A 24042-nucleotide genomic window follows, 5' to 3' on the forward strand; every position below is an offset into this window, starting at 1 on the left:
ACAACCATGAAGAATGGTGAGCAATTCGACATTTACAGAGAACAAATAAAAGCCGTAGATAGACTTTTAATTCAGATATTACAGGCTCAGTTGCGTACTATGGGGCTGCTGAACGCAAATCCAGAAGATGATCGTTTGTGGGCAAGCTATGGATTAAAGGAGATATATAGATTATGGATGAAAGAAAGTTTGGATATCTTTACACGTAATCCGGCCGTTGTCTCTACCGTATCCGATATTCATGAAGTTTGGGGGAAATGGGAACAAAGCAAACAGCATTGGACTAAAGATGCTAATTTGAGAGCCCAGGTTCTACTGGTTGAAGCTACGTTAAAAGCACTACCAGAAATCTTAACCGGAAAAGTTCCCGCAACTGATATTATGTTTCCCAAAGGTTCCATGCACCTTGTCGAAGGTATTTACAAGCATAACAAGGTTGCTGATTATTTTAATGAAATGCTCTCGGATCAGGTAACTGCTTTCTTGGAACATAGGCTAAAGCAACATAGAGAAACAAAAATACGTATTCTGGAAATTGGTGCGGGAACAGGAGGAACAACATCAATAGTTCTCGATAAACTAAAGCCATTCCAACAATATGTTGAGGAATATTGTTACACAGACATTTCCAAAGCTTTTCTAAAGCATGGGGAACGAGTTTATGGAGAACAGAATCCTTTTCTGAAATTCGAGGTTTTAAATATTGAAGAAGCCGTAACCGAGCAAGGGATTGAGGTAGGGAAATATGACATTGTCATTGCGGCTAACGTATTGCATGCTACCTGGAATATCCGGCGAACCCTACGCAACGCTAAGAGCTTGATCTCTAATAACGGTCTGATTCTCTTAAATGAAATTTCAGACAAATCCATCTTTACTCATCTGACCTTCGGTTTGTTGGAGGGATGGTGGATGTATGAAGATCCTGCCGTACGTATTCAGGGATGTCCAGGCTTATATCCAACTCAGTGGAAAAAACTATTGGAAATCGAAGGGTATCATCATGTTGGCTTTTTAGCAGCGGAAGAAACCCAGCTTGGGCAGCAGATTATTAGTGCGCAAAGTGATGGTATAGTTCAGGTCACTCGAGGTACGAAGCGGGACAGGGGAAGAACGTCGGTTTCAAGTCAACCATCATCTGGTGCCCCAACACAGACCAATCTTAAATCGAATGGAATGGACATCGAAACATATGTGAAAGAATGCATTGTCCATACATTATCAGAATCTTTAAAGGTAATGGCTCACCTAATTGACCATGATGATTCGTTCTCCGATTTCGGTGTCGATTCTATTACGGGAACACAATTGGTGCAGAGCATTAATCGCATATTGCACATTGAACTTGAAAGCACTGATCTGTTTGATTACAGCTCGGTTAATTTGCTTACAGCATATATCTTGTCACAGTATAAGGAAGTGTTTTCACCAGCAGTCCCTTCTCGGATATCGCCTTCTTCAAAACAGAATGTGCAGTATTTTGTAAAAGAAACTTTGCTTCAACATTTGTCCATTACTCTTAAAGTCGAAGTTAATATGATAGATTCTGAGGAGTCCTTTTCTGATTACGGTATTGACTCTATTACGGGAGTCCAATTTATTCAAGCGATTAACCATACGCTTGGCATTGAATTGGAAACTACTGATTTATTTGATTATAGTTCCATTCGTCAATTGTCCTCCTATATTTTGTCGCAGCATCAGGATGTAGTTGCACGGACATGGACCAACCGGTTTCAAACTGACGGCTTGTCTCGAAAAGGAATATCTGCCAACGAAAAAACAACAAAAGCAACCGACAATGCCCGTCCACTTGCCAGAAATGACTCTATTTTAAATAAAAAGACTTCTGAAGGAATTCCAATACAAGATAAAAAAGATGATATCGCCATTATTGGTATAAGCGGGCGCTTTGCCCAGTCGGCATCGGTTGAGGAATTGTGGGATCACTTGGTTCATGGAAATGACTTAATCCAGGAGGTATCCCGGTGGGATTTATCCCAGTATTACGATCAAGGGAAAGAGTATTGTAACTATGGTAGTTTTATAGAAGATATTGACCGATTTGATCCCAGATTTTTTAATATTACAGGACTGGAAGCTGCATACATGGACCCGCAGCAACGTATTTTTCTGGAAGAGTCTTGGAAAGCCTTGGAGGATGCTGGATATGCGGGTTCGGGGATACAAGGTAAGGACTGTGGCGTTTATGTAGGTTGTGGTCCTTCCGATTATGCAGAATGGCTCGACGATAACCCTCCAGCCCAAGCTTTTTGGGGAAACGCTAGTTCTATTCTCCCTGCCAGAATCTCCTACTACCTAGATTTGCATGGACCAGCGATTGCAGTAGATACGGCTTGTTCCAGTTCACTGGTAGCGATTCATATGGCCTGTCAGGGGCTCTGGACGAGAGAAATAGACATGGCCTTGGCGGGCGGCATATTTATTCAGACAACTCCCAATTTTTATGTGTATTCTAATCGTGCCAATATGTTGTCCCCAACTGGACGGTGCCATGCTTTTGATGATAGAGCAGATGGATTTGTGCCAGGCGAAGGAGCAGGTGTAGTTGTTCTGAAGCGTTTAGAGGAGGCCATTGCCGATGGTGACCACATATACGGTGTCATTAAAGGTACTGCGGTCAATCAGGATGGTTTTACTAATGGGATTACGGCACCAAGCGCGAAATCTCAGGAACGTTTGGAACAAACTGTATTCGATCGTTTTGGGATTCATCCAGAAAATATACAAATGGTTGAAGCGCATGGGACAGGCACACAGTTAGGTGATCCTATAGAATATAAGGCCTTGAATCGGGCATTTACTAGATACACCAATAAGAAGAGCTATTGTGCGTTAGGTACCATTAAATCGAATCTTGGTCATACCCAATATGCTTCTGGTATAGCTGGAGTGCTGAAAATATTACTTTCTTTACAGCATCGGCAAATGGTTCCTTCCCTCCATTATCAACATGGAAACATGAATATTAAAATGGACGATAGCCCCTTCTATGTAAATACAAGTTTCAAGGAATGGTCTGTTCCTTGGAATACAAAACGTTGCGCGGCCATAAGCTCTTTTGGATTCAGCGGTACCAATGCTCATATGGTGATTGAAGAAGCTCCTGAAATGAATCGGCATTATGCACCTGTCTCCAGTTATTTAATCGTTCTGTCTGCACGAACAGAAGAACAGTTGCAGCAGCAGGCCCATCAGTTGAGCGCTTATTGCAAGAAGGTGGAAGAGCCGGATTTAGGTAATATGAGTTACACCTTGTTACTGGGCCGTAAACACCTTGATTATCGGCTGGCATGCATTGTAAGTCATACGAGCGAGCTTGCTAATATACTGGATAACTGGCTGGAAACGGGAAGAACTGCGAATATGTATGTTTCCGCTCTGAATGGATCTGAGAATAGGGATGATCTGGAATTAAAACAGCATGGAAATGAATTTATTACGAAATGTATAAATGAAAATGATAAAACTCTTTTCGCTAGAAATTTGTCTACTATAGCTGAATTGTATGTGCAAGGATACGGGCTTAATTACCATCAATTATTTGCAAATGGGGGATATTCTAGAGTTTCATTGCCCACCTATCCTTTTGGCAAGGAAAAATTTTGGGTACCCCAAAAACAAACTATCTCAGATGCGGCCACCATTGCTCCAGACTCGCGAAAAGCTAGTATAGACGATCATCACAGATCAGAAACTCGAAAATTGTCTTATACAACGAAGCAATGGGCAGCAAGTCCGCTTGTCGGAAAAAGTGATATCGTTGGTACAGTTGCAATCTTGTCCACTCATGATACAGGAGAGCTTGCAGCCTGTCTGGCTTCTTATTTTTCAGATGTGCGAATATTAGGTAGAGATGAAATTAAAGATGATCTGTTGATGCAGGATCACATGTGGAATAAGTATACGGGCTGTATTGACCTGATTGGGTGCGGTTATGCTCAGGAGCCGGAAGTTGAATACATTTCCTGGCTGCAAAAGCTTATTGAGTATGGGAATAGAAACAATTTGATGTTGCTTTGTGTTACAAAAGACTTGGAATCTTATAAGAATGAAAAAATCAATTTATCAGGAGCTTTGAACGTTGGTTTGTATCGTATGCTGCAAAGCGAGTACAGCTATATCCGCTCACGTCATATGGATGGACAATCTGGAATGGCTGATAGATTGTTTGCAGAGCAAATTGCCTGCGAATACATGGACAACAATGAGGATACTGAAGTGTCTTACCGCGATGGACAGAGATATTGCGCGTTTTTGAATGAAGTCAATGTACAGCACAATCCAGTTCATGAACGGAAATTCCCCGAAAATCATGTTTTATGGGTGACAGGGGGAACGAAAGGACTAGGCCTACTCTGTGCGCGTCACTTTGTACAGCATTATGGTGTAAAGAAGCTGATGCTATCGGGTAGGGAACCACTGCCGCCGAAGGAGCAATGGAATTCACTTGAGGCTGTGGATAGCGCAACTGCTGCAAAGATACGGGCAATTCAAAGTATCGAACGCCTTGGAGTAGAGGTATTTGTCCTATCGGTTGAATTATCAGACGTGGAGGCCATGCGAATTACGGTGGAAACCGTCAAGCGTTTTATGGGTCCTATTGGTGGCGTCATTCATTGTGCGGGTCTGGCTGATTTGGAAAATCTGGCGTTTATAAGAAAATCTCCACAGGTGATTGGACAAGTATTGAATCCCAAAGTGCTGGGTCTAAATGTCATGTATCAAAGTTTCAGAAATGAGCCTCTGCGCTTCTTAGTGCTATTTTCTTCAGTGTCTGCCATTATTCCAGCACTTGGCGCAGGGATCAGCGACTACGCAATGGCCAATGCATATATGGATTATTTTGCTGAGTCGGTTACAGGACCTTGTTCGATAATGAGTATCCAGTGGCCTAGCTGGAGGGAAGTGGGGATGGGGGAGGTCACCAGTAAACCATACAAACAAGCAGGTTTGCTCAGTATGTCCAACGAAGAAGGATTGAATATGTTGGACAGCCTTCTGGCAGATTCCCGCTATCGAGTCATTCTTCCTGCATGGGTAAATCCGGTTATATGGGACCCTACTCAGTTAATGAAGCGGAGACTCTCGGTAACAGAGTTCGTGAAAGAGGAGAGAGGGCCAGTACAGGCTCCCATGCAAAATCTAGGAAGTGGATATCTGGATAAAATTGATCTTACGGAAAAGACACAATCATGGTTGGTTTCACTTTTTGCCAAAGAATTGAGAATTGACAAAGCCGAATTCAAACCGGATACTCCATTTCAACAATATGGAATGGATTCGATTTTGCTGGCTCAGGTCATCACCAGAATGGACTATGAATTAAAGGAAGTCTCACTTGATCCGTCCGTAATTTTGGAGTATCCAACCATGAAAAGTTTGACAGCCTATCTAACTGAGAACCACACGGATATACTTGAGACTTTTTTTAACATAGAAAGTCAAGCACAGGGAGTAACAAATACAGAATGTGAACAGAAGCCCGTTTCTCCCTTATTAGAAGAGAATATAGCGTTCCTAGACAGGGAAGAAAACGATTTATATAAAAATGATAAAATAGCTGTAATAGGAATTGATTGTCAATTTCCGGATGCTCATAATAAATATGAATTTTGGCTTAATCTAAAGAATGGTATGGATAGTATACGTGAAGCCCCCATCTCACGGGTGGGGCATATTAGACAAACGTTTGCCGGAAAAGCAATTGAGAGTGTGGGTGGGTTTATGGATCAAATTGAGGATTTTGATCCTGATTATTTTAACATCCCTCCATCCCTTGCCATACAAATTGATCCGTTACAGCGTAAAATTCTGGAGTGTGGCGCGGGTGCGATTGCAGATGCCGGATATACGAAAGAAGCTTTATGGAATAAGCAAGTGGGTGTATTTGTGGGCGCGAGAACCAATAAATATTATCAAAAGCTGAAAGAAAACGATAAAGATACCATTATCGGTGTTGGTCAAAATTTTATTGCTGCCCATTTGGCTCATGTCTATAATCTGAAAGGCCCTAATATGATAGTAGATACGGCTTGTTCCAGCTCATTAACCGCAATACATGTGGCGGCCAAAAGCGTATTGAACGGTGAGAGTGAGATTGCACTGGCTGGAGGGGTGGACATTATATTGGATGGGACCATATACCAACTTCTGGGAGCCGCTAATATCATATCTCCTGAAGGGCGCTCCAAGGCATTCAGTGCCGATGCTAATGGTATTGGTGTGGGCGAAGGATGTGGCGTAGTCGTTCTAAAGCGCCTGCAACAAGCCATCAAGGATAACAATAAAATCTATGGTGTCATTGACGGATCAGCGCTCAATAATGATGGAAATACCATGGGTATCACTACTCCAAACCCGGAGGCCCAGAAGGAACTTATTGAAAAAGCGATTGCAGATGCCCATATTCATCCTGAGACTATTAGCTATGTGGAAGCCCATGGAACGGGTACCCTTATCGGTGATCCTATTGAACTAAAAGCATTGACAACTGTGTTCTCAAAGTTTACAGGTAACAAACAGTTTTGCGGAATTGGTAGTGTTAAAAGTAATATTGGACACCTGATTAGTGCAGCAGGGATAGCAAGTTTCATCAAGGTTTTACTGTCCATGAGTAGTGGAGAGCTGCCAGCAACACTGCATTGCAGCAATCCCAACCCACGGTTTAATTTTGATGACTCTCCGTTTTATATTGTAAAGCGCCATTCGAAGTGGACAGGTATAGCGGGAATTTTACGTGCAGGTATCAGTTCATTTGGGCTTGGAGGGAATAATGCTCATATCATCGTAAGTAATGAAGGTGTTCCACATGCACTTCAGGCTGTATTGAGTTCAGATGATGAAGGGATTCGCTTTAACCGCCGACGCTATTGGCCAGAGCCAATGGATATTCCGGAGTCCATAAAACCGGTCACGCGGAAAGCGGAAGAATGGAAGCAGGGATTTTTTGAACCCATTGAGATTTATAGGGAGGGGAAACTGCAATGAGTAAAGGAACAACTCCCAAAACCTATGCACAGCGGCTAACTCATAACAATTTAATTGTACGGGATCATCAAGTGCATGAAATACGCACGTTGCCCGGGGTGGCTTTACTGGATATGATCTATAGACTGGCAGATTGCTATTTAGGAACCCAGGCCATCGAATTACGTCATGTCCTGTTCATGCAGCCTATCATCACATCCGAGTATTTTGACCAGCAGATTCTAGTTGCTTTCATTCCAAAGGAACGATATTGGGAGGTGAAAGTGACCAGTATAAAAGTAAAGAATGAGGAAGCTGTGGATACATCTGAGGTTATTAATATGAATTGTTTGATGTATAGAATAGAGCATATTTTCATAGAACCATGCCCCGATATTGCCGCCTTCGCGGATGATGCCACAGAGCAGTGGGACATGGAGGAGATGTATGAATTGGCCCGCAGATGTAAAATTCGGCATTTCACGTTTATGAAAACACTGGGAAACGTCTATCAACGGGGCAATCAGGAAGTAATGAAGCTCCAGCTAAGTGAGCTAGCGAAAAATGATGCCGATTATTTTTATGCGCATGCTGCATTGTTGGATGGGGCATCGATGGCAGGAATGTCTTTTTCCAAAAATGGAACGCAACATTGGGTGAACCAGGACGGTTCGCCCTATATGCCTATTTCAATAGAACGATTTTGTATTTATCAAAGGCTTCCGAGCACCATCTATACGTATACAGAGGAACGAGAAGTTGTAGACGGTCTACTGATCAATCCAGATCTCATATCCCGAGATATCACTGTATATAGTGAGACAGGTGAGGTGGCTGTTGAATTTCGCAATTTTTCAGTTAAACGTATCCGAGACGCCCAACTGATTCAAAAACTGATGGAACCTGTAGTTTCTCTGCCTGAGGAGAAGGATAAAGCGCAATCTGTTCAACAAATAAAACCTGTTTCGAAAGATAAATATGTGGGAATAGAAGAAAGTGAATACTCTTCTTTAACTACTAAAATCGCTATTGAGAATTTCCTGCGGCAAGAGATTGCCAAGGTACTCAAGGTAGATGCAGATACGATAGAAGTGTGTGCAGGATTTTACGAATTAGGATTGGATTCTATCGAACTGCTCCGATTGGTTAAAGTATTGGAGGAAAGAGTAGACACGATAATGTATCCCACTTTGCTATTTGAGTTTTCCACAATCGACAGCCTGACTGGATATTTACTTGAAAATCATGCTCAAGCGTTCAATGAAAATGTGGGGAGCGAGGACAATTATGATACGCCCACAGTACAGAACGAACGTACTCTTAAAACTGCTATTGAACGTTATTTGCAAGAGGAAATTTCAAGGGTTCTTCATGTATCTGCCAGTGAGATTGGAATACAACAAGGGTTTTATGAGCTTGGATTGGATTCCATTGAATTGTTGAAGCTGGTAAAGGTTTTAGAGGAGAAAGTGAGCGGAGCATTATACCCTACACTTTTGTTTGAGTACCCTAACATTACAGCATTAACTGAATTTTTATTTGAACATAGCGGAACTGCGTTCATAGAGGAAAAGGAGGAGCATACAGACCAGGGATCGCAAGTTGCTGTCGATCCACAGTCTAGTTTGCCTCAAGCATTACTCTTTGAACGTTTCTGGAGCCATGAATCGATACCGGCAACCCAAGTGCAGTATCCTGAATATCTCCATATCACGCTCATGTATAAGGGAAGCAAAAAGCTGTTATCCTGGTTCGAACGGCAAAGTAACGATGCATGGAAAATATTAGACCTTAATTCTGTTAGTACACAGTCCATCCAGCAATTTGAGGATTGTTTTGAACAAGTTTTTCATCTTATTCAGACGCACATTAAGAAATCAGGAAGTTCCGAAATCCTGATTCAGCTTGTTGCTGATGTGGATAAAGACCATAAAGCTGTATATGCATTGGAGGGTTTACTGAAAACAGCTTCTTTAGAAAATCACAAAGTTCATGGTCAAATTATTATGATTAGACATATGGCTACAAGGCAGGCAGCGGAAATTAGGGATATTTTAATACAGGAAGCCCATCATCTCGAAGATGGTGCCCGGACAGTTTTGTATCCAACCGATTCTACTGAACGTTTTGTTAATAAACTGTATGAAAAAAAGTTTCAGGAAATGGCTTCTCCCTTTAAAGAGCAAGGTGTATATGTAATTACTGGTGGTTTTGGTGGATTAGGATTTCATGTTGCCAATCATTTAGCTAGATGTAAGGCTAAGATAGCATTGATTGGAAGATCCGGATTAACTGAGCCACAGAATAGGCAAATGCGCTCATTAGTTCAAATGGGAGCAGAAGTCCGGTATTATCAGGCTGATGTTGGTGATCTGGCTGCTATAGAAAAGATAATGACAAATATTCGTGATCATTGGGGTTTTGTAACGGGAGTGGTTCATGCTGCCGGTGTCGTAAAAGATCAGTTTATTATCAATAAACAAATGCATGATGCACATGAGGTGTTTCGACCCAAAGTCAGTGGTATCTGGAATCTGGATCAGGCAACAAAACATGATGCGCTGGAATACTTCGTCATTTTTTCATCTGCTTCAGCTATTACTGGAAATTTAGGACAGGCCGATTATGCAAGTGCAAATGGATGGATGGATGCATTTGCATGGGAACGACAGGGTCGAGTAGAACGGGGAGAGCGCTGTGGACAAACGATAACGGTGAATTGGCCATTGTGGTCTGAAGGCGGCATGCGGATCAGTGAAGATATGCAGGATTTGCTGTATAAAGCGGGAGGAAGCGAAGCACTGCCTACGTCCAATGGGCTTCATATACTGGATGCTGTATTGGCAAATGGGAGCACTCATACAGTGGTTCTCTATGGCAATGTTCAAGCAATCAAGGAGCAGATGAAATCTAATATAACGATAAATCCAGGTATCTCTATTAGGTTAACGGAAATGAACGCGGATCAGGAAGAGGAAGCTGAATCAAGTGTTAAGAAAAAGCGAAGTCAACATGACGACATTGCTATTGTGGGGCTATCTGGGAAATATCCTATGGCAGATAACATAGAGCAATTATATCTTAATTTAAAAGAGGGAAAGGATTGTATTTCCAATGTTCCTACCGAGCGTTGGCGGGACAATAAACTGTCTTATGATGTTAGAGAGATCTATAATCACGGCGGCTTCCTGGGCAGAATCGATGAGTTTGATCCGTTATTTTTTAATATATCAGCTGCGCAAGCGGAAATGATGGACCCCCAGGCAAGAATGTTTTTGCAGACAGCTTGGGAAGCTTGTGAAGACGCGGGGTTCTCGCTTGATAAAAGTCATCATCAATATCCCTCCACCAGTGATCAGAGTGTGGGGGTATTTGCAGGGGTATTTTGGAATAACTATGAACTGTTTAGTGCGGAGATGACGCAGCGTGGAACGCCATTAGCATTTGGGATTGCAGCTTCATCAATAGCTAATATGGTTTCGTATTGTCTGAATTTTCATGGGCCATCCATGGCTGTAGACTCAATGTGTTCTTCTTCTCTTACTGCTATTCACTTGGCATGTGAGAGCATTAGACAGGGAGAATGTGACTATGCTGTTGCAGGTGGTGTTAACCTAGTTACTCATCCCCACAAATACCTTTTTTTGAAGCAAGCTCAGTTTCTCTCGACTGACGGCAGATGCCGAAGCTTCGGCAAGGATGGAGACGGATACGTTCCCGGTGAAGGGGTTGGAGCAATTCTTTTAACCAGTCTAGCCGAGGCAAAAAAGCAAGGTTATTCCATCTACGGAATCATTAAAGGTTCTGCAGTAAATCATGCTGGGAAAACTTCGGGAGCTACGGTACCAGATCCTGTAGCCCAATCGGAAGTCATTTCAAACGCTATTAAGAAATCAGGGGTTGATCCTCAAACTATTGGTTATGTGGAAGCCCATGGCACAGGGACCTCATTAGGGGATCCGATAGAAATGCGTGGCCTTGAATTGGCTTTTAGTGAGTGCGGGCTTAACAAACAACAGTGTGTGATAGGGTCTATTAAATCGAATATCGGGCATTTAGAAGCTGCTTCGGGCATTGCAGGACTAACTAAGATTCTGCTTCAATTTAAATATAAGGAGCTATTTCCTTCATTGCATGCCAAGGAAATCAACCCCTATATTGATTTTAAAAATTCATTTTTTCAAATTCAGCAACAATATGAAGCATGGGTAGCACCAGAAATCGAAATGAACGGAGCATGCTCTTCTTTACCTAGACGGGCTGGTATAAGCTCATTCGGGGCAAGTGGAAGTAATACTCATCTTATTCTGGAAGAATATGTACCATCGGAAACGAAGGGAACAAGCTCACTTTCAGGCACGGAAACATTGGTTATTATTCCACTTTCAGCCAAGAAAGAGGAAAACCTTAAGCAGATCGTGCATAATCTGCTCCAATTTCTTAAGATTCATAGCTCATCAGAGCGGGGAGCAAGCTATGAAAGACTTAGGGAACTGGCCTACACGCTACAAGTTGGGCGGGAGTCTATGTCTGTGCGAGTTTCTTTTGTTGCTTCTTCTGTGGATGAGCTGCTTCATAAGATGGAGCAATTTATTCAGGGAGAAGAGACAGTGTCAGAGAGAGCATGGACTCATGATTCAGACGATTTGGATTTTTTATTGGAGACATACATCGGTTCAGCTGATATGGAAGGTATAGCTCGATTGTGGGTAGGAGGCTTACATGTTGATTGGAGCAGGTTATATGGTGAGGATAAGCCGCATCGCCTTCATCTACCGACATATCCTTTTACCAAAGAACGTTACTGGGTTCCACATGAGACGGCCCACCCAGCAACTGAAGGATCTATGTTCAATGTTGCTACAACCGCAGCAACATCATCGCACCCTCTACTTAGAACGCGTCCCATGGTTGCAAAACGTGAAAATAGACTTGAGAATTGCTGGAATTTCACTGAGCAAACAGAAGTATAGTTAGATAATAAAATAATAAACAAAAAAAGCAGACCTGGGCTTTAAAGCCTAGGACTGCTTTTTTTTGTATTTGTTGAAATTCTTCGTGTCCATTTGTGACAATGATAGAAAGTTGCAGAGAAGCTATAGAATGTCTTGACTTTGTCGAAGCGGTTCATTAAAATCATAAAATAATGAAAAATGATTTGATGACGGGACCAAGTACTCCGAACCCACAAGCGCAGAGAGGAATTTCCAGGCTGTAAAAATTCCCTTGATGAACGGATGAATGACCTCCCCGAGAACAGGCGGCGAACAATTGAGGAAACCCTACTGAAAGTACATTGTAATTGTGCCGACAGTGGATGGTCCTGCATAATAGCCGTACTGCGCGTTACGGGCGTTATACGTATGAGCGGAGTCAGTATATTGCTGACGGGCAATGAGTGATTTTATGCTGGTTGTCTGGACAAACTCCGGAATGTGGGTGGTACCACGGGTGATTTGTAAACGACAATCCCTCGTCCCTGTTAATGTTAACAGGACGAGGGATTTTTTGTTTTATATTGAAAGTGGAGCAAGAAGAAAGAGCACAATATGAAATACAACGATGGGGGGATACGTTAATGGCCTTTCAAAAACCGACGGGAACACAGGATTTGCTGCCGGGCAGTGTAGAAAAATGGCAAGTGGTCGAGGAAAAAGCCCGTGAGATTAGCCGCCGCTTTAATTATCGAGAGATTCGTACACCAATGTTCGAACAAACGAATTTGTTCGTTCGAGGTGTGGGTGAAACGACGGATGTAGTGGAAAAGGAAATGTATACTTTTGAGGATAAAGGGAAGCGCAGCATGACTTTGCGTCCGGAAGGAACAGCAGGGGTTGTCCGCTCCTATGTGGAGAACAAACTATACGGGGAGCCGGATGTAACTAAGCTGTATTATATCGGTCCGATGTTCCGTTATGAGCGTCCACAGGCTGGGCGTCAGCGCCAGTTTCACCAATTTGGAATTGAGGCATTTGGGGCGGTCGATCCGGCACTGGATGCAGAAGTTATTGCTTTCGGGTATCAATTCTGCCGTGAACTGGGTCTGAAAGGAGTACAGGTGGAGATTAACTCCGTCGGTAATGCAGCCAGTCGCGCAGCTTATCGGCAGCATCTGGTGGACTTCTTGATGCCAATTAAGGATACGTTGACCAAGGAGAGCCAAGCACGCATTGAGCGTAATCCGCTGCGAGTGCTGGATAGCAAAGATGACCAGGACAAATTTGGAGGTGCACCTTCGATTTTGGATAGCTTGGACGAGGAATCTCGCATACATTTTGAGAAAGTGAAGCAAAATTTGGATGCCATGGGTGTGGAATATACAGTTAACCCGCGTTTGGTACGGGGGTTGGATTATTATACGTTGACAGCGTTCGAATTCAAAGCTGAAGGAATTGGTGCCATAGACACGATCGGTGGAGGCGGCCGCTACAACGGATTGGTTGGAGATCTGGGCGGACCGGATCAGCCAGGGATTGGTTTTGGCATTGGACTGGAGCGAATCCAGCTGATTTTGGAGCATCAAGGTGTCAAACTGAACGAATCCAAGCCGTTAGATATCTATATGGTGGCGTTGGGTGAGGCGGCAGAAACGGAAGTAACCAAACAACTATTCAAATTGCGTCAAGCTGGATTTTCCGCAGAACGAGATTATCTGGGTCGTAAAATGAAGGCGCAGATGAAATCAGCCGATCGCTTTAAAGCAAGGTATACTGCGATTCTGGGTGAAGATGAGCTGGTTCAAGGTGAAATTGCACTGAAAAACATGGAAACGGGCGTGCAGCGCACTGTTAAGCTGGATCAGCTGGTGGAAGAACTAGGATAAAGAAGATGTGTAACATCAGTCAGGGGGAGTCTCCCTCTGGCTGTCATATAGCATTAACTACTAAATATAAACAGGAGTGTGTATTATGAAAAGGAGTCATCAATGCGGCGCATTGACTCATGCGCATATCGGAGAAACAGTTACATTGAACGGTTGGGTACAAACCCGTCGTGATTTGGGGGGCGTACTTTTTATAGACCTGCGTGACCGTAGCGGAATTGTACAAATCGTATTTAATCCGGCATATTCCGGTGACGCACTGCAAATTGCGGACCGTGTTCGTAGTGAGTATGTGCTTGAGGTTACTGGTACCATTGTCAAACGGGATGCAGAAACGATTAACCCGAACCTGCCTACAGGTGAAATTGAAGTGCGTGTCACTGAAATCGAAGTATTGAATGCATCCAAAACACCTCCGTTCTTCATTGAAGATGGCGTGGAAGTAGACGAGTCACTGCGTTTGAAATACCGTTATCTGGACTTGCGTCGTCCGGAAATGCATCAGACCTTGAAGCTGCGTTCCAAAGCAGCAAAAGTATTCCGTGATTTCCTGGACGGTGAGGATTTCATTGAGGTGGAAACACCGATTTTGACAAAAAGTTCCCCAGAGGGCGCCCGTGATTATCTGGTACCTAGCCGGGTACATGAAGGTGAGTTTTTCGCCTTGCCGCAATCTCCACAACTGTACAAGCAATTGCTGATGGTTGGTGGCGTGGAGCGCTACTACCAAATTGCACGTTGTTTCCGTGATGAAGATTTGCGTGCTGACCGTCAGCCTGAATTTACGCAGGTCGACATTGAGACCTCCTTCATGCAACAGGATGATTTGCTGCCTATGATGGAGCGTCTTATGGTGAAATTGTTCAAAGAAACCGTTGGAGTAGAACTGGAAACACCGTTCCAACGAATTACACATGCAGAAGCAATGGATAAATACGGATCAGACAAGCCTGACCTGCGTTTTGGTCTGGAGTTGATTAATGTCAATGATATCGTGGCAACCAGTGGTGTGAAAGTATTTGCTTCAGTAATTGAAAAGGGCGGGGAAGTTAAAGTTCTCAATGCCAAAGGATGTGGCACGTGGAGCCGTAAGGACATTGATGACCTGGGTCCTTTTGCAGCACGTTATGGAGCAAAGGGCTTGGCTTGGATCCAAGTGAAAGAAGGCGAATTCAAGGGGCCTATCGTTAAATTCTTCACACCGGAAGAAATCGAAGCCTTGAAAGAGCGTACGGGAGCTGAAGAAGGCGATCTGTTACTCTTCTCTGCGGATAATAAAAAAGTAGTTGCTGATGTATTGGGCGCACTTCGTCTGAAAATTGGCCGTCATTTGGGCCTCATCGACGATAACAAATTCAAATTTGCCTGGGTCGTAGACTTCCCGCTTCTGGGCTATGATGAAGAACAAAAACGTTATGTAGCGGAGCACCATCCGTTCACTCGTCCGAAGGAAGAAGACCTGGCCCTCTTGGACACAGATCCAGGTCAAGTTCGTGCTCAGGCCTACGATATCGTGCTGAACGGCTACGAAGTGGGTGGTGGCTCGATGCGTATTTTCAAGCGTGAAGTTCAGGAGAAAATGTTCAAAGCGCTCAACCTGCCGCCTGAGGAAGTGAAGGATAAATTCGGTTACCTGCTGGATGCATTTGAATATGGTACGCCTCCACATGGTGGTATTGCCTTCGGTTTTGACCGTCTTGTGATGCTGCTTGCAGGTCGTACAAACCTGCGTGAAACCATTGCATTCCCGAAAACAGCTAGCGCGACAGACCTGCTTATGGATGCGCCAAGCGAAGTGGATCAAGCTCAATTGGAACAGCTTCACATCCGTCTTGCCCCGAAACCTGTTACTCCTAAAGCTTAAGATGAACGTTTGTCTTTGCAAGTGCACCGAGTGGCTTGTGGATAGATTATAGAATGCCGTGAACCCGTTACCCTTTTATGGATAATGGGTTCGTGGTTTGTATGCTGGAGTTCAAGTATAGAGTTTAAATCAGTGAGGGAGGATATACCATATTGTTGCATCAATTTTCACGAACGGAACTGGCTATCGGAACTGAAGGTCTTGAGGTTATGAAAAATAGCACGGTGGCCGTGCTGGGTATCGGCGGTGTCGGTTCGATTGCAGTGGAAGCACTGGCGCGCACAGGTGTTGGACGTATCATTTTGATTGATAAAGATGTTGTAGATATCACCAATATTAATCGCCAAATACATGCGTTGACAACGACGGTAGGTCAAAAAAAGGCGGATCTGATGGTAGAGCGTGTGAAGCTGATTAATCCTGAATGTGAAGCGATTGCACTGAACATGTTTTATACGGAAGAAACGTATGAGGAGTTATTTAAGTACGAACTGGATTATGTGCTGGATGCTTCAGATACGATTATTTACAAAATTCATTTGATTAAGGAATGCCTGAAACGGGGGATTCCGCTGATCTCCAGTATGGGCGCTGCGAATAAAATGGATCCAAGTCGTTTTCAAGTAGCGGATATTTCCCAAACCAGAATGGACCCGATTGCCCGTGTCATCCGCACCAAGTTGCGTAAGGAAGGCATTACCAAAGGCGTCAAGGTTGTATTCTCCGATGAGGAACCAAAGAAGCCACGTGAAGAAATTACAAAAAAAATTGTACCTGCCAACGCACCTGAAATCCGGAAAGCGAAGCAGCCGCCTGCAAGCAATGCATTTGTACCTCCGGTAGCAGGACTGATCATGGTTAGTGTAGCCGTGAAGGATTTATTAGAACACGCTGGTGTGTAAGTTGTAAAAATAGCATGGCAGTGCATTCGTTAGATTTACAGCAGTATGTATTCACTTTAAGACCTGTAGTTCTGTGCATCACATCCTTTGTGTCACAGTTGCTACAGCTCTTTTTTGTTTTGAAAAAGTGCAGCTTACTGTAAACAGATTGAACAACTTGCTGGAGGGTTTTGGTATGAAGGATGGACTATGGTCCAGAAGTCTCGGTTACAAGCCCGAGCATCATTGGAAAAAGGAATTAGCCGCTGGGGCCATTTCTTATTTTTCCGTGGTATACATTGTTATGGTTAATGCGACTATTTTGTCAGATGCCGGGATTCCCCTCCAAGGGGCGATGCTCGGGACACTGCTGACATCGATGATCGGCTGTCTACTGATGGCTTTTGGTGGGAAATCTCCAATGGTCGTTGTACCAGGGATGGGAATTAATGCCTTTTTCACTTATACGCTGGTACATTCCATGAAGCTGAGCTGGCAGGAAGCGTTGATGGTAGTTGCCGTCACAGGGGTGATATTCGCCATTGTGGCCTTTACATCATTGTACAAGCTGATTAGCCAAGCGATTCCCCATAATTTGCAGCACGGAATTACGGTAGGCATTGGTTTGTTTTTAACCTTTATCGGTTTGCAAAAAAGCGGCATCGTGATTGCTCATCAGACGACTTTTGTGGCTATTGGCCATTTTAATGATCCCAAGGTAATTACGGCTTGTGTAACGTTGCTGCTCGCTATTGTATTGTTTGTGCGTAACGTTCAGGGAGGTTTACTAATTAGTATTTTGGCGGGAACTGGGCTTGCTTATATACTGGGAGCTGTAGAGCCTACAAGCACGGTACGAACCTCTGAAACGGTGCGACAGTATGGGCAATTGTTTGGAGAGCTTTCCTTTTCAGGCATTGTCTCGGTAGCTTTCTGGATCGCTGTCTTTTTGCTCCTACTCATTGTGCTATTCGAGAATATTGGTATGATTACTGCACAAACCAACATGATTGGTAGACCGGATTTATTTAAAAACAGCTTGCGTGTGTTGGCTGTAACCAATATCTTTGCCGGTATTTTGGGCAGCAGTCCGGCGGTAGCCGCTGCGGAATCGACGGCTGGTATTGCAGCAGGGGGACGCTCGGGAATGACACCGCTGGTAACTGCTATTTTATTCGGGGCGACGTTTTTCTTTATTCCACTGTTGGCTTATATTCCTGATAGTGCCATTGCACCCGTGTTGATCATCATTGGGGGGCTAATGGTGCAAAATGTGCGAGAGATGGATTTCAGTGATTTTACTGAAGCGTTTCCTGCATTTCTGATCATGGTGATGATGCCCTTTACTTATAGTATCGTAGACGGAATGGCATTTGGTTTTATTGCATACCCTGTAGCCAAGCTGGCAGCAGGACGGGGCAAGGAAGTACCTATCGCATTATATATCATATCTGTACTGTTTGTGGCAAATTTTGTGCTTCATTCTCTGGTGTAGTAAACTCGAAGATAGATTGTACTGTTCATACCCGCGCAGAGCGCGGGTGTTGTTGTTTGAACAAGAATGGTCAGACAGGAAGCGAGGTTGATGGTATATGGAAAAAGAACATCATATACACCAAGAAGAGCAGGAGGACCGGATGAAGGAAAAGCCGGGTAAAAGACCGGATAAGGCTGGCATGGGGCGGTTTATCAAATTGATTGCGAGTGCGCATCCGCCCAAAGCCATTCTGATCATCGCCCTGATTCTGACCCTGATTCAGACCATGGCTGGTTTAATCGTACCCATGATGACTAAAGGGTTGATTGATGGCTTGACCTTTTCTTCACTAAACCGTATGGTCATTGTTGGTCTGCTTGGCGCTTTTGTGATTCAAGCGGTGGCTTCGGCAGTTTCTATCTATATGTTGAACTATGCTGGGCATAAGATTGTGGCTAATTTGCGCAAACGCTTATGGCATAAAATCTTATCTCTACCTATACCTTACTTTGATAGAAATCGGTCAGGAGATACGATGAGTCGCGTCACTAATGATACAAGCCTGATTATGAACTTAATTACGGAGTATCTAGTCAATTTGATTTCTAATGTGATTGCAATTATTGGTGGTATTGCATTGTTATTTTATCTGGATTGGGTGATGACGCTCATTATTATGGCTATTGTTCCGCTAACAGCTCTAATTTTATTTCCGGTAGGCAGAAAAATGTACCGCATCTCCAAAAAACAGCAGGATGAGATGGCAGATCTGACCTCAGTGTTAAGTCAGGTTATCGGCGAAATCAGACTGGTGAAGGCCTACGGAACCGAAAGCAGAGAGGCTCAGGCTGGTGAGGATCGTATTTACCGGATGTTCCGCTTCGGTTTGCAAGAGTCACGTATCCTGGCCCTTGTAGGTCCAATTTCTACCTTCTTGTTGACTGCAGTACTGGTCATTATATTGGGGGTTGGTGGTGTTCGCGTTGCATCGGGTGTGCTGACCGCGGGGGATTTGGTGGCATTTATTTTGCTGCTATTTCAGGTGATCACACCGATGGCACAATTCACGACTCTGTATTCACGTCTGCAAAAGGTGGTTGGGGCTACTGAACGGATTCAGACGATTTTAGATCATGAAGAGGAACCGCTCGAGTTGAAGCAGGAAGCGGCAAAAGAGAGCAGAGATATTATACTTCGTGATGTTGTCTTTTCCTATACCGAAGGTGAAGAGGTTCTTCATAATGCAAACTTGGTCATTCCGGCTAACCGGACGACAGCATTCGTGGGTCCGAGCGGGAGTGGGAAATCCACCTTATTTTCATTGCTAGAGCGCTTTTATGTGCCAGATACAGGGGAAATTCGTTATGGAGACGAACCGATATCGTCATATACACTTTCCTCTTGGCGCTCCAAAATTGGTTATGTATCGCAGGAAAGCTCAATGATGACCGGAACGGTCAGAGATAACATTACATATGGCTTGGGGCGCGAAGCTGACTTGGAAGAAGTGAGACGAGCAGCTACGATGGCGTATGCGGATACATTTATTATGGATCTACCTCAAGGCTACAACACTGAGGTGGGAGAACGGGGAATGAAGCTGTCCGGAGGCCAGCGTCAACGGATCGCTATTGCGCGTGCGCTTCTTCGTAGCCCTGACATCCTCATGCTGGATGAGGCTACATCTAGTCTGGATAGCTCATCTGAGCATGAGGTACAGAAGGCCCTAGCGAACTTGATGGAAGGACGCACGACGATTGTCATTGCTCATCGTTTGTCTACGGTGGTTCACTCCGACCAGATTATCGTGTTGGACAAGGGCAAGGTGACCGGTGCAGGAACTCATACAGAGTTATTAGAGTCCCATCAGGTGTACCGTGAGCTGGCTCAAAAGCAGTTTGTGGAGATGGGGGAGAGAAGTATGGAGTATTAGAGGCCGCTTCGCGTGTGACTTGATCCTCCGATCGCTCCGCTTCTTCGGATTCAAATCACCCGCTTCGCTGGTGCCGAAAAGCTCCATACTTTTGTGAAAGAGTAGGGAAATAGGGGGATTAGAAATAAGGTTGGATTTTTATGGTTAAATGTGTTACGCTTACTTTCCTTTTTTTGTGTCGGAGCAAGTGGATGATGCAGAAATCGAGACTTGATATTCTTAGGAGGTAACTGAAATGGAGAATGAGTTTCAAAGTGCCTATCAAGAAGAACAGCACAGGCTGTCGCTTGCTATGGAGGAAATTGATCGGAGATTGGAACGGCTTCGCAATACGCCAGTATACACTGGGCATGATTTTACAGAGCAAGTGCTGGAATCTGCACGGGAGGAAAAACGCCAGGCTTTGGCTAAAAGCTCGCAGGAGCCTTATTTTGGGCGTATGGATTTTGACGAGCGTGGCAGAGGGCAGCGGAAGCCGCTTTATATCGGTAAAATTGGAGTAGAGCGTGAAGAAACGTCAGCGTATCCGCTGGTGATTGATTGGCGTGCACCGATTGCCAGCTTATTTTATTCATTTACAGGTGGTGAAGAAACCGCGTCCTATGAAGCTCCTGAGGGAACTATTGAGGGTTTGGTCTATCTGAAGCGCAACGTTGTCATTCGGAAAAGAATTCTGGAACGGGTAGCCGATACGTATAATCGTGAAAGCGACGAGCCGGCCGTTTCCGATGAGTTTCTCGTTTATCGTTTAGGTGAAAACAAGGATAACCGTTTACGGGATATCGTATCTACCATTCAGGCGGAGCAGGATCAGATCATCCGCGCGGCTAAAAATACTGCCCTCGTTATTCAGGGGGTAGCGGGTAGTGGCAAGACGACGGTAGCGCTGCATCGTCTCGCATTTTTACTGTATCAATACAAGGATCAGGTATCAGCGGACAAAATGGTCATTTTCGCACCAAACCATATGTTTCTCGACTATATTTCAGATGTACTTCCTGAGCTGGGGGTCGGAGATATTCAGCAAAGTACATTTGCAGACTGGGCGCTGGACTTGTTGGGTTTGGATTTACCTTTGGCTGATCCTGCCGAAACATTATCTTATTGGTTTGAGAGTGGCAGTCTGAGAGAGGAATCCATGGATGAGGCGCCGGGAAGATTCAAGGGTTCAGTTCACTTTATGGAGTTACTTCAAGCTTTTGTTGAACGACTGGAGCCCATTTCCGTTCCCGAGGAGGATTTTTCACCATGGGATGGAGCGATGCTGCCGCGAGCTGAGATTTTGAATTGGTTTAATGAGGAGTATAAGCCTTATCCGCTCGCGAAGCGGAAGGAGCGTGTGCTGGCAAGAGTGCACCGCTGGATTGAAATGGAGCTGAAAAAGTCGCCTTCGGCGGCAGCACTCAAGGAACGCAAAAAAAAGGCAGGGGCACGGGAAAAGGCATATGCTAAAAAATGGCCACAATACGACGCACTGACGCTCTACAAGCAGCTTTTTCAAGCAGCTAAAGGGTTACCCGCAGATACGGCTGCAGAGATGAAGGCTTCTCTGCCGACTGCTATTTTTAAGGCTACACAGTCGGATCTGCGAAAACAGATTATCCGTGAAGAAGATCTGACTGCGTTAGTGTATCTCCACGTGCTGATTCATGAGGTAGAATCATCTCAACGTTTTGACCATGTGGTCATTGATGAAGCGCAGGATTTTTCACCTTTTCATATCGCATTGCTGGATTTGTTCGTCAAAGGACATTCCTTTACTATACTGGGCGATTTATCGCAGGGCATTCATGAATACCGTGGCGTACATGCATGGGAGGAAATGAGTTCTCTTTTTGCACCGGAACATACCGGGTATTTTGCGCTTACGCGGAGCTATAGATCAACCTTGGAAATTATAGAATTTGCAAACACGATTTTGGAGCAGGGAGTTCGCGGCGGTATTACGGCAGTTCCAGTATTTCGTAGTGGCGATCCGGTGCGCACTATATCTTACGACTCATCGGTGCGTGAGCAGAGTTTGCTCACCGCTCTAAAAGAGCTGTCCTCCAGGGAGTATCGTACTGTTTCTGTGCTGACACGTACCTTAAAAGAGGCTGTGGAACTGCATGAGGTTTTCACAAGTGCGGGGATGGATGTGAATTTGATTGACGGTGGTAAAAAGCAATATGAGGGCGGTTTGTCGGTACTGCCTGTGTACCTATCCAAAGGTCTGGAGTTCGATGCAGTTATTGTGGCGGATGCCGACCATGAGCATTATGGAGAACGGGCATGGGATGCCAAGCTGCTGTATGTAGGATGTACCCGTGCGCTGCATGAGTTGTGGCTATTGCATGATGGCTCACTTCCTAGTTACGTACAGGCACAGACGAAGTAAACAGAAAAAGCGTTGTAAAGTACCGCCTGAGTTGTTGTATTCCTTTTTGTTTACTGTTTATCTTAGTGATGAAATTATGAAATCATGCCAGTCGAAGAACAGCCACGAAATCATCTTTCGTCTAAGGCTGTTCTTTCTTTTTTATGGGCGACTGACTTGAAGACCTACAGCTGTGCCATGACCATGCTATCTGCAACTTGTTAACGGATATGGTAGAATAAGAGTCGGTTTACACCGTATCAGAATTATAGATGACTTGAATTTTCATGTTTTTCAACCGTATGAGCGAGCCTAATATAGTATGTTTTCAAAGATAAAAGAAAGTGTTCGTTCATAATCATAAGGAAGTGAAAGAAATGGACTTATTTTCATATTCCCAAGAGTCAACGCCAAGCAATCGGTTGCTTGCGGATCGCTTGCGTCCGACTTCACTGGATGAATATATTGGACAGGAGCATGTTGTGGGTCCAGGTAAGCTGCTGCGAAGAGCCATAGAGGCAGATCAGGTTTCTTCAATTTTGTTGTACGGACCACCGGGATGCGGCAAAACAACGCTGGCACATATCATCTCGCAACACACGCAAGGCGATTTTGTACGTCTGAATGCTGTAGAAGCATCTGTGAAAGACGTAAGAGAAGTCATTGACCTTGCACAGACGAATAAATCGATGTATGGCAAAAAAACCATTCTGTTTCTCGATGAGGTACATCGTTTTAACAGTTCACGTCAGGATGCACTGCTGCCCGCGGTGGAAAAGGGCACGATCGTGTTTATTGGCGCCACGACTGAAAATCCCTTTCACTACGTCAACGGCGCTTTGATGAGCCGTTCTACGTTGTTCCAGCTTGAAGCGTTAACGCAGGAACATTCGCTGGCTGCTATGCGCCGCGCCTTAAGCGATGCGGACAAAGGGCTTGGCTACATGCAGCTCCAGGTCGATGAAGCTGCACTGGCTCACATCGCTTCCATGGCGAACGGCGATATCCGCCGCGCTTTAAACGCGCTGGAACTGGCGGCGCTCACAACGCCTCCGCTGGCAGACGGCACGATTCACGTGACACTGGAAGTCGCTGAGGAATCCATTCGCCGCCCGATTGTCAAAGCAGATGAATCCACGCAGTATGATGTGTTGTCGGCCTTCCACAAAAGCATTCGCGGCTCCAGCGATGCCGCGCTGTTCTGGTTCCTGTACGCCGTAGAAAAACTCGGTATGGACCCGATGACCTTTATCCGCCGCCTCATCGCGGCAAGCAGCGAGGACATTGGTCTGGCGAACCCGCAGGCAATGGTGCAAGCGGTGAGTGCGCTTGAAGCCTATCGCAATAACGGCTGGCCCGAGGCCAAGCTGAACATTGCACAGGCTATTTTGTTCGCTGTGGAAAGCCCCAAATCGAATGCTGTATATACGGCGATTTCACGGGCCATGTTGGCTATGGACGATATCAAATCGGCTGAGGTGCCACTCCATTTGCGTGACGCACACTACAAAGGCTCGGAAAAGCTCGGTCATGTAGGCTACCAATATCCACATAATTATCCGAATCATTATGTGAAGCAGCAATATTTGCCCGATGCGATAGCAGACCAAACCTTCTATCAGGCTACTGAGCAGGGGAATGAGTCAAAAATCAGGCAAAACCAGCGCTGGCGGGATTCACAGTCTTAATATATGTGCGACTTAATATACAGAGTGTGT

Annotated in this window: 9 protein-coding genes; all 9 read left to right on the top strand. The window is 44.7% G+C overall.

The window, feature by feature from the left end; all coding sequences use genetic code 11:
- The first annotated feature begins 6 nt into the window (after positions 1-6).
- The gene (locus ACWA2B_RS15490; RefSeq protein ID WP_449292372.1) at positions 7-7011 is read left to right on the top strand and encodes a beta-ketoacyl synthase N-terminal-like domain-containing protein; all 7005 of its coding nucleotides are present in this window, start codon (positions 7-9) and stop codon (positions 7009-7011) included.
- Positions 7008-11963 (top strand): type I polyketide synthase, encoded by a 4956-nt coding sequence (locus ACWA2B_RS15495; protein WP_342434390.1) that lies wholly within the window; start codon positions 7008-7010, stop codon positions 11961-11963. Before ACWA2B_RS15490 ends, ACWA2B_RS15495 begins: the two co-directional genes overlap by 4 nt.
- A 605-nt stretch (positions 11964-12568) precedes the next feature.
- On the top strand, positions 12569-13813 hold the full coding sequence (gene hisS / locus ACWA2B_RS15500) for a histidine--tRNA ligase (protein WP_029515740.1): 1245 nt from the start codon (positions 12569-12571) through the stop codon (positions 13811-13813).
- 85 nt (positions 13814-13898) lie between these two features.
- Positions 13899-15677, top strand: coding sequence for an aspartate--tRNA ligase (gene aspS / locus ACWA2B_RS15505; RefSeq protein ID WP_029515739.1), 1779 nt, complete (start codon positions 13899-13901; stop codon positions 15675-15677).
- 152 nt (positions 15678-15829) lie between these two features.
- Positions 15830-16579, top strand: a complete 750-nt coding sequence (locus tag ACWA2B_RS15510; protein ID WP_029515738.1) for a tRNA threonylcarbamoyladenosine dehydratase — start codon at positions 15830-15832, stop codon at positions 16577-16579.
- 175 nt (positions 16580-16754) lie between these two features.
- Positions 16755-18053 (top strand): NCS2 family permease, encoded by a 1299-nt coding sequence (locus ACWA2B_RS15515; protein ID WP_029515737.1) that lies wholly within the window; start codon positions 16755-16757, stop codon positions 18051-18053.
- A gap of 97 nt (positions 18054-18150) precedes the next feature.
- Positions 18151-19968 (top strand): ABC transporter ATP-binding protein, encoded by a 1818-nt coding sequence (locus tag ACWA2B_RS15520; RefSeq protein ID WP_029515736.1) that lies wholly within the window; start codon positions 18151-18153, stop codon positions 19966-19968.
- A 235-nt stretch (positions 19969-20203) separates the two neighbouring features.
- Positions 20204-22345, top strand: a complete 2142-nt coding sequence (locus ACWA2B_RS15525) for a HelD family protein (RefSeq protein WP_318627539.1) — start codon at positions 20204-20206, stop codon at positions 22343-22345.
- Between the two features lie 356 nt (positions 22346-22701).
- Positions 22702-24012, top strand: coding sequence for a replication-associated recombination protein A (locus ACWA2B_RS15530; RefSeq protein WP_029515734.1), 1311 nt, complete (start codon positions 22702-22704; stop codon positions 24010-24012).
- Positions 24013-24042: the final 30 nt, after the last annotated feature.

It is taken from the genome of Paenibacillus sp. CMM36 (assembly GCF_053570945.1).

What these genes read in the sequence shown, in the direction of transcription:
- ACWA2B_RS15495 (WP_342434390.1), top strand. Translation starts at nt 7,008, where the DNA reads ATGAGTAAAGGAACAACTCCCAAAACCTATGCACAGCGGCTAACTCAT.
- hisS (WP_029515740.1), top strand. Translation starts at nt 12,569, where the DNA reads ATGGCCTTTCAAAAACCGACGGGAACACAGGATTTGCTGCCGGGCAGT.
- aspS (WP_029515739.1), top strand. Translation starts at nt 13,899, where the DNA reads ATGAAAAGGAGTCATCAATGCGGCGCATTGACTCATGCGCATATCGGA.
- ACWA2B_RS15525 (WP_318627539.1), top strand. Translation starts at nt 20,204, where the DNA reads ATGGAGAATGAGTTTCAAAGTGCCTATCAAGAAGAACAGCACAGGCTG.
- ACWA2B_RS15515 (WP_029515737.1), top strand. Translation starts at nt 16,755, where the DNA reads ATGAAGGATGGACTATGGTCCAGAAGTCTCGGTTACAAGCCCGAGCAT.
- ACWA2B_RS15520 (WP_029515736.1), top strand. Translation starts at nt 18,151, where the DNA reads ATGGAAAAAGAACATCATATACACCAAGAAGAGCAGGAGGACCGGATG.
- ACWA2B_RS15490 (WP_449292372.1), top strand. Translation starts at nt 7, where the DNA reads ATGAAGAATGGTGAGCAATTCGACATTTACAGAGAACAAATAAAAGCC.
- ACWA2B_RS15530 (WP_029515734.1), top strand. Translation starts at nt 22,702, where the DNA reads ATGGACTTATTTTCATATTCCCAAGAGTCAACGCCAAGCAATCGGTTG.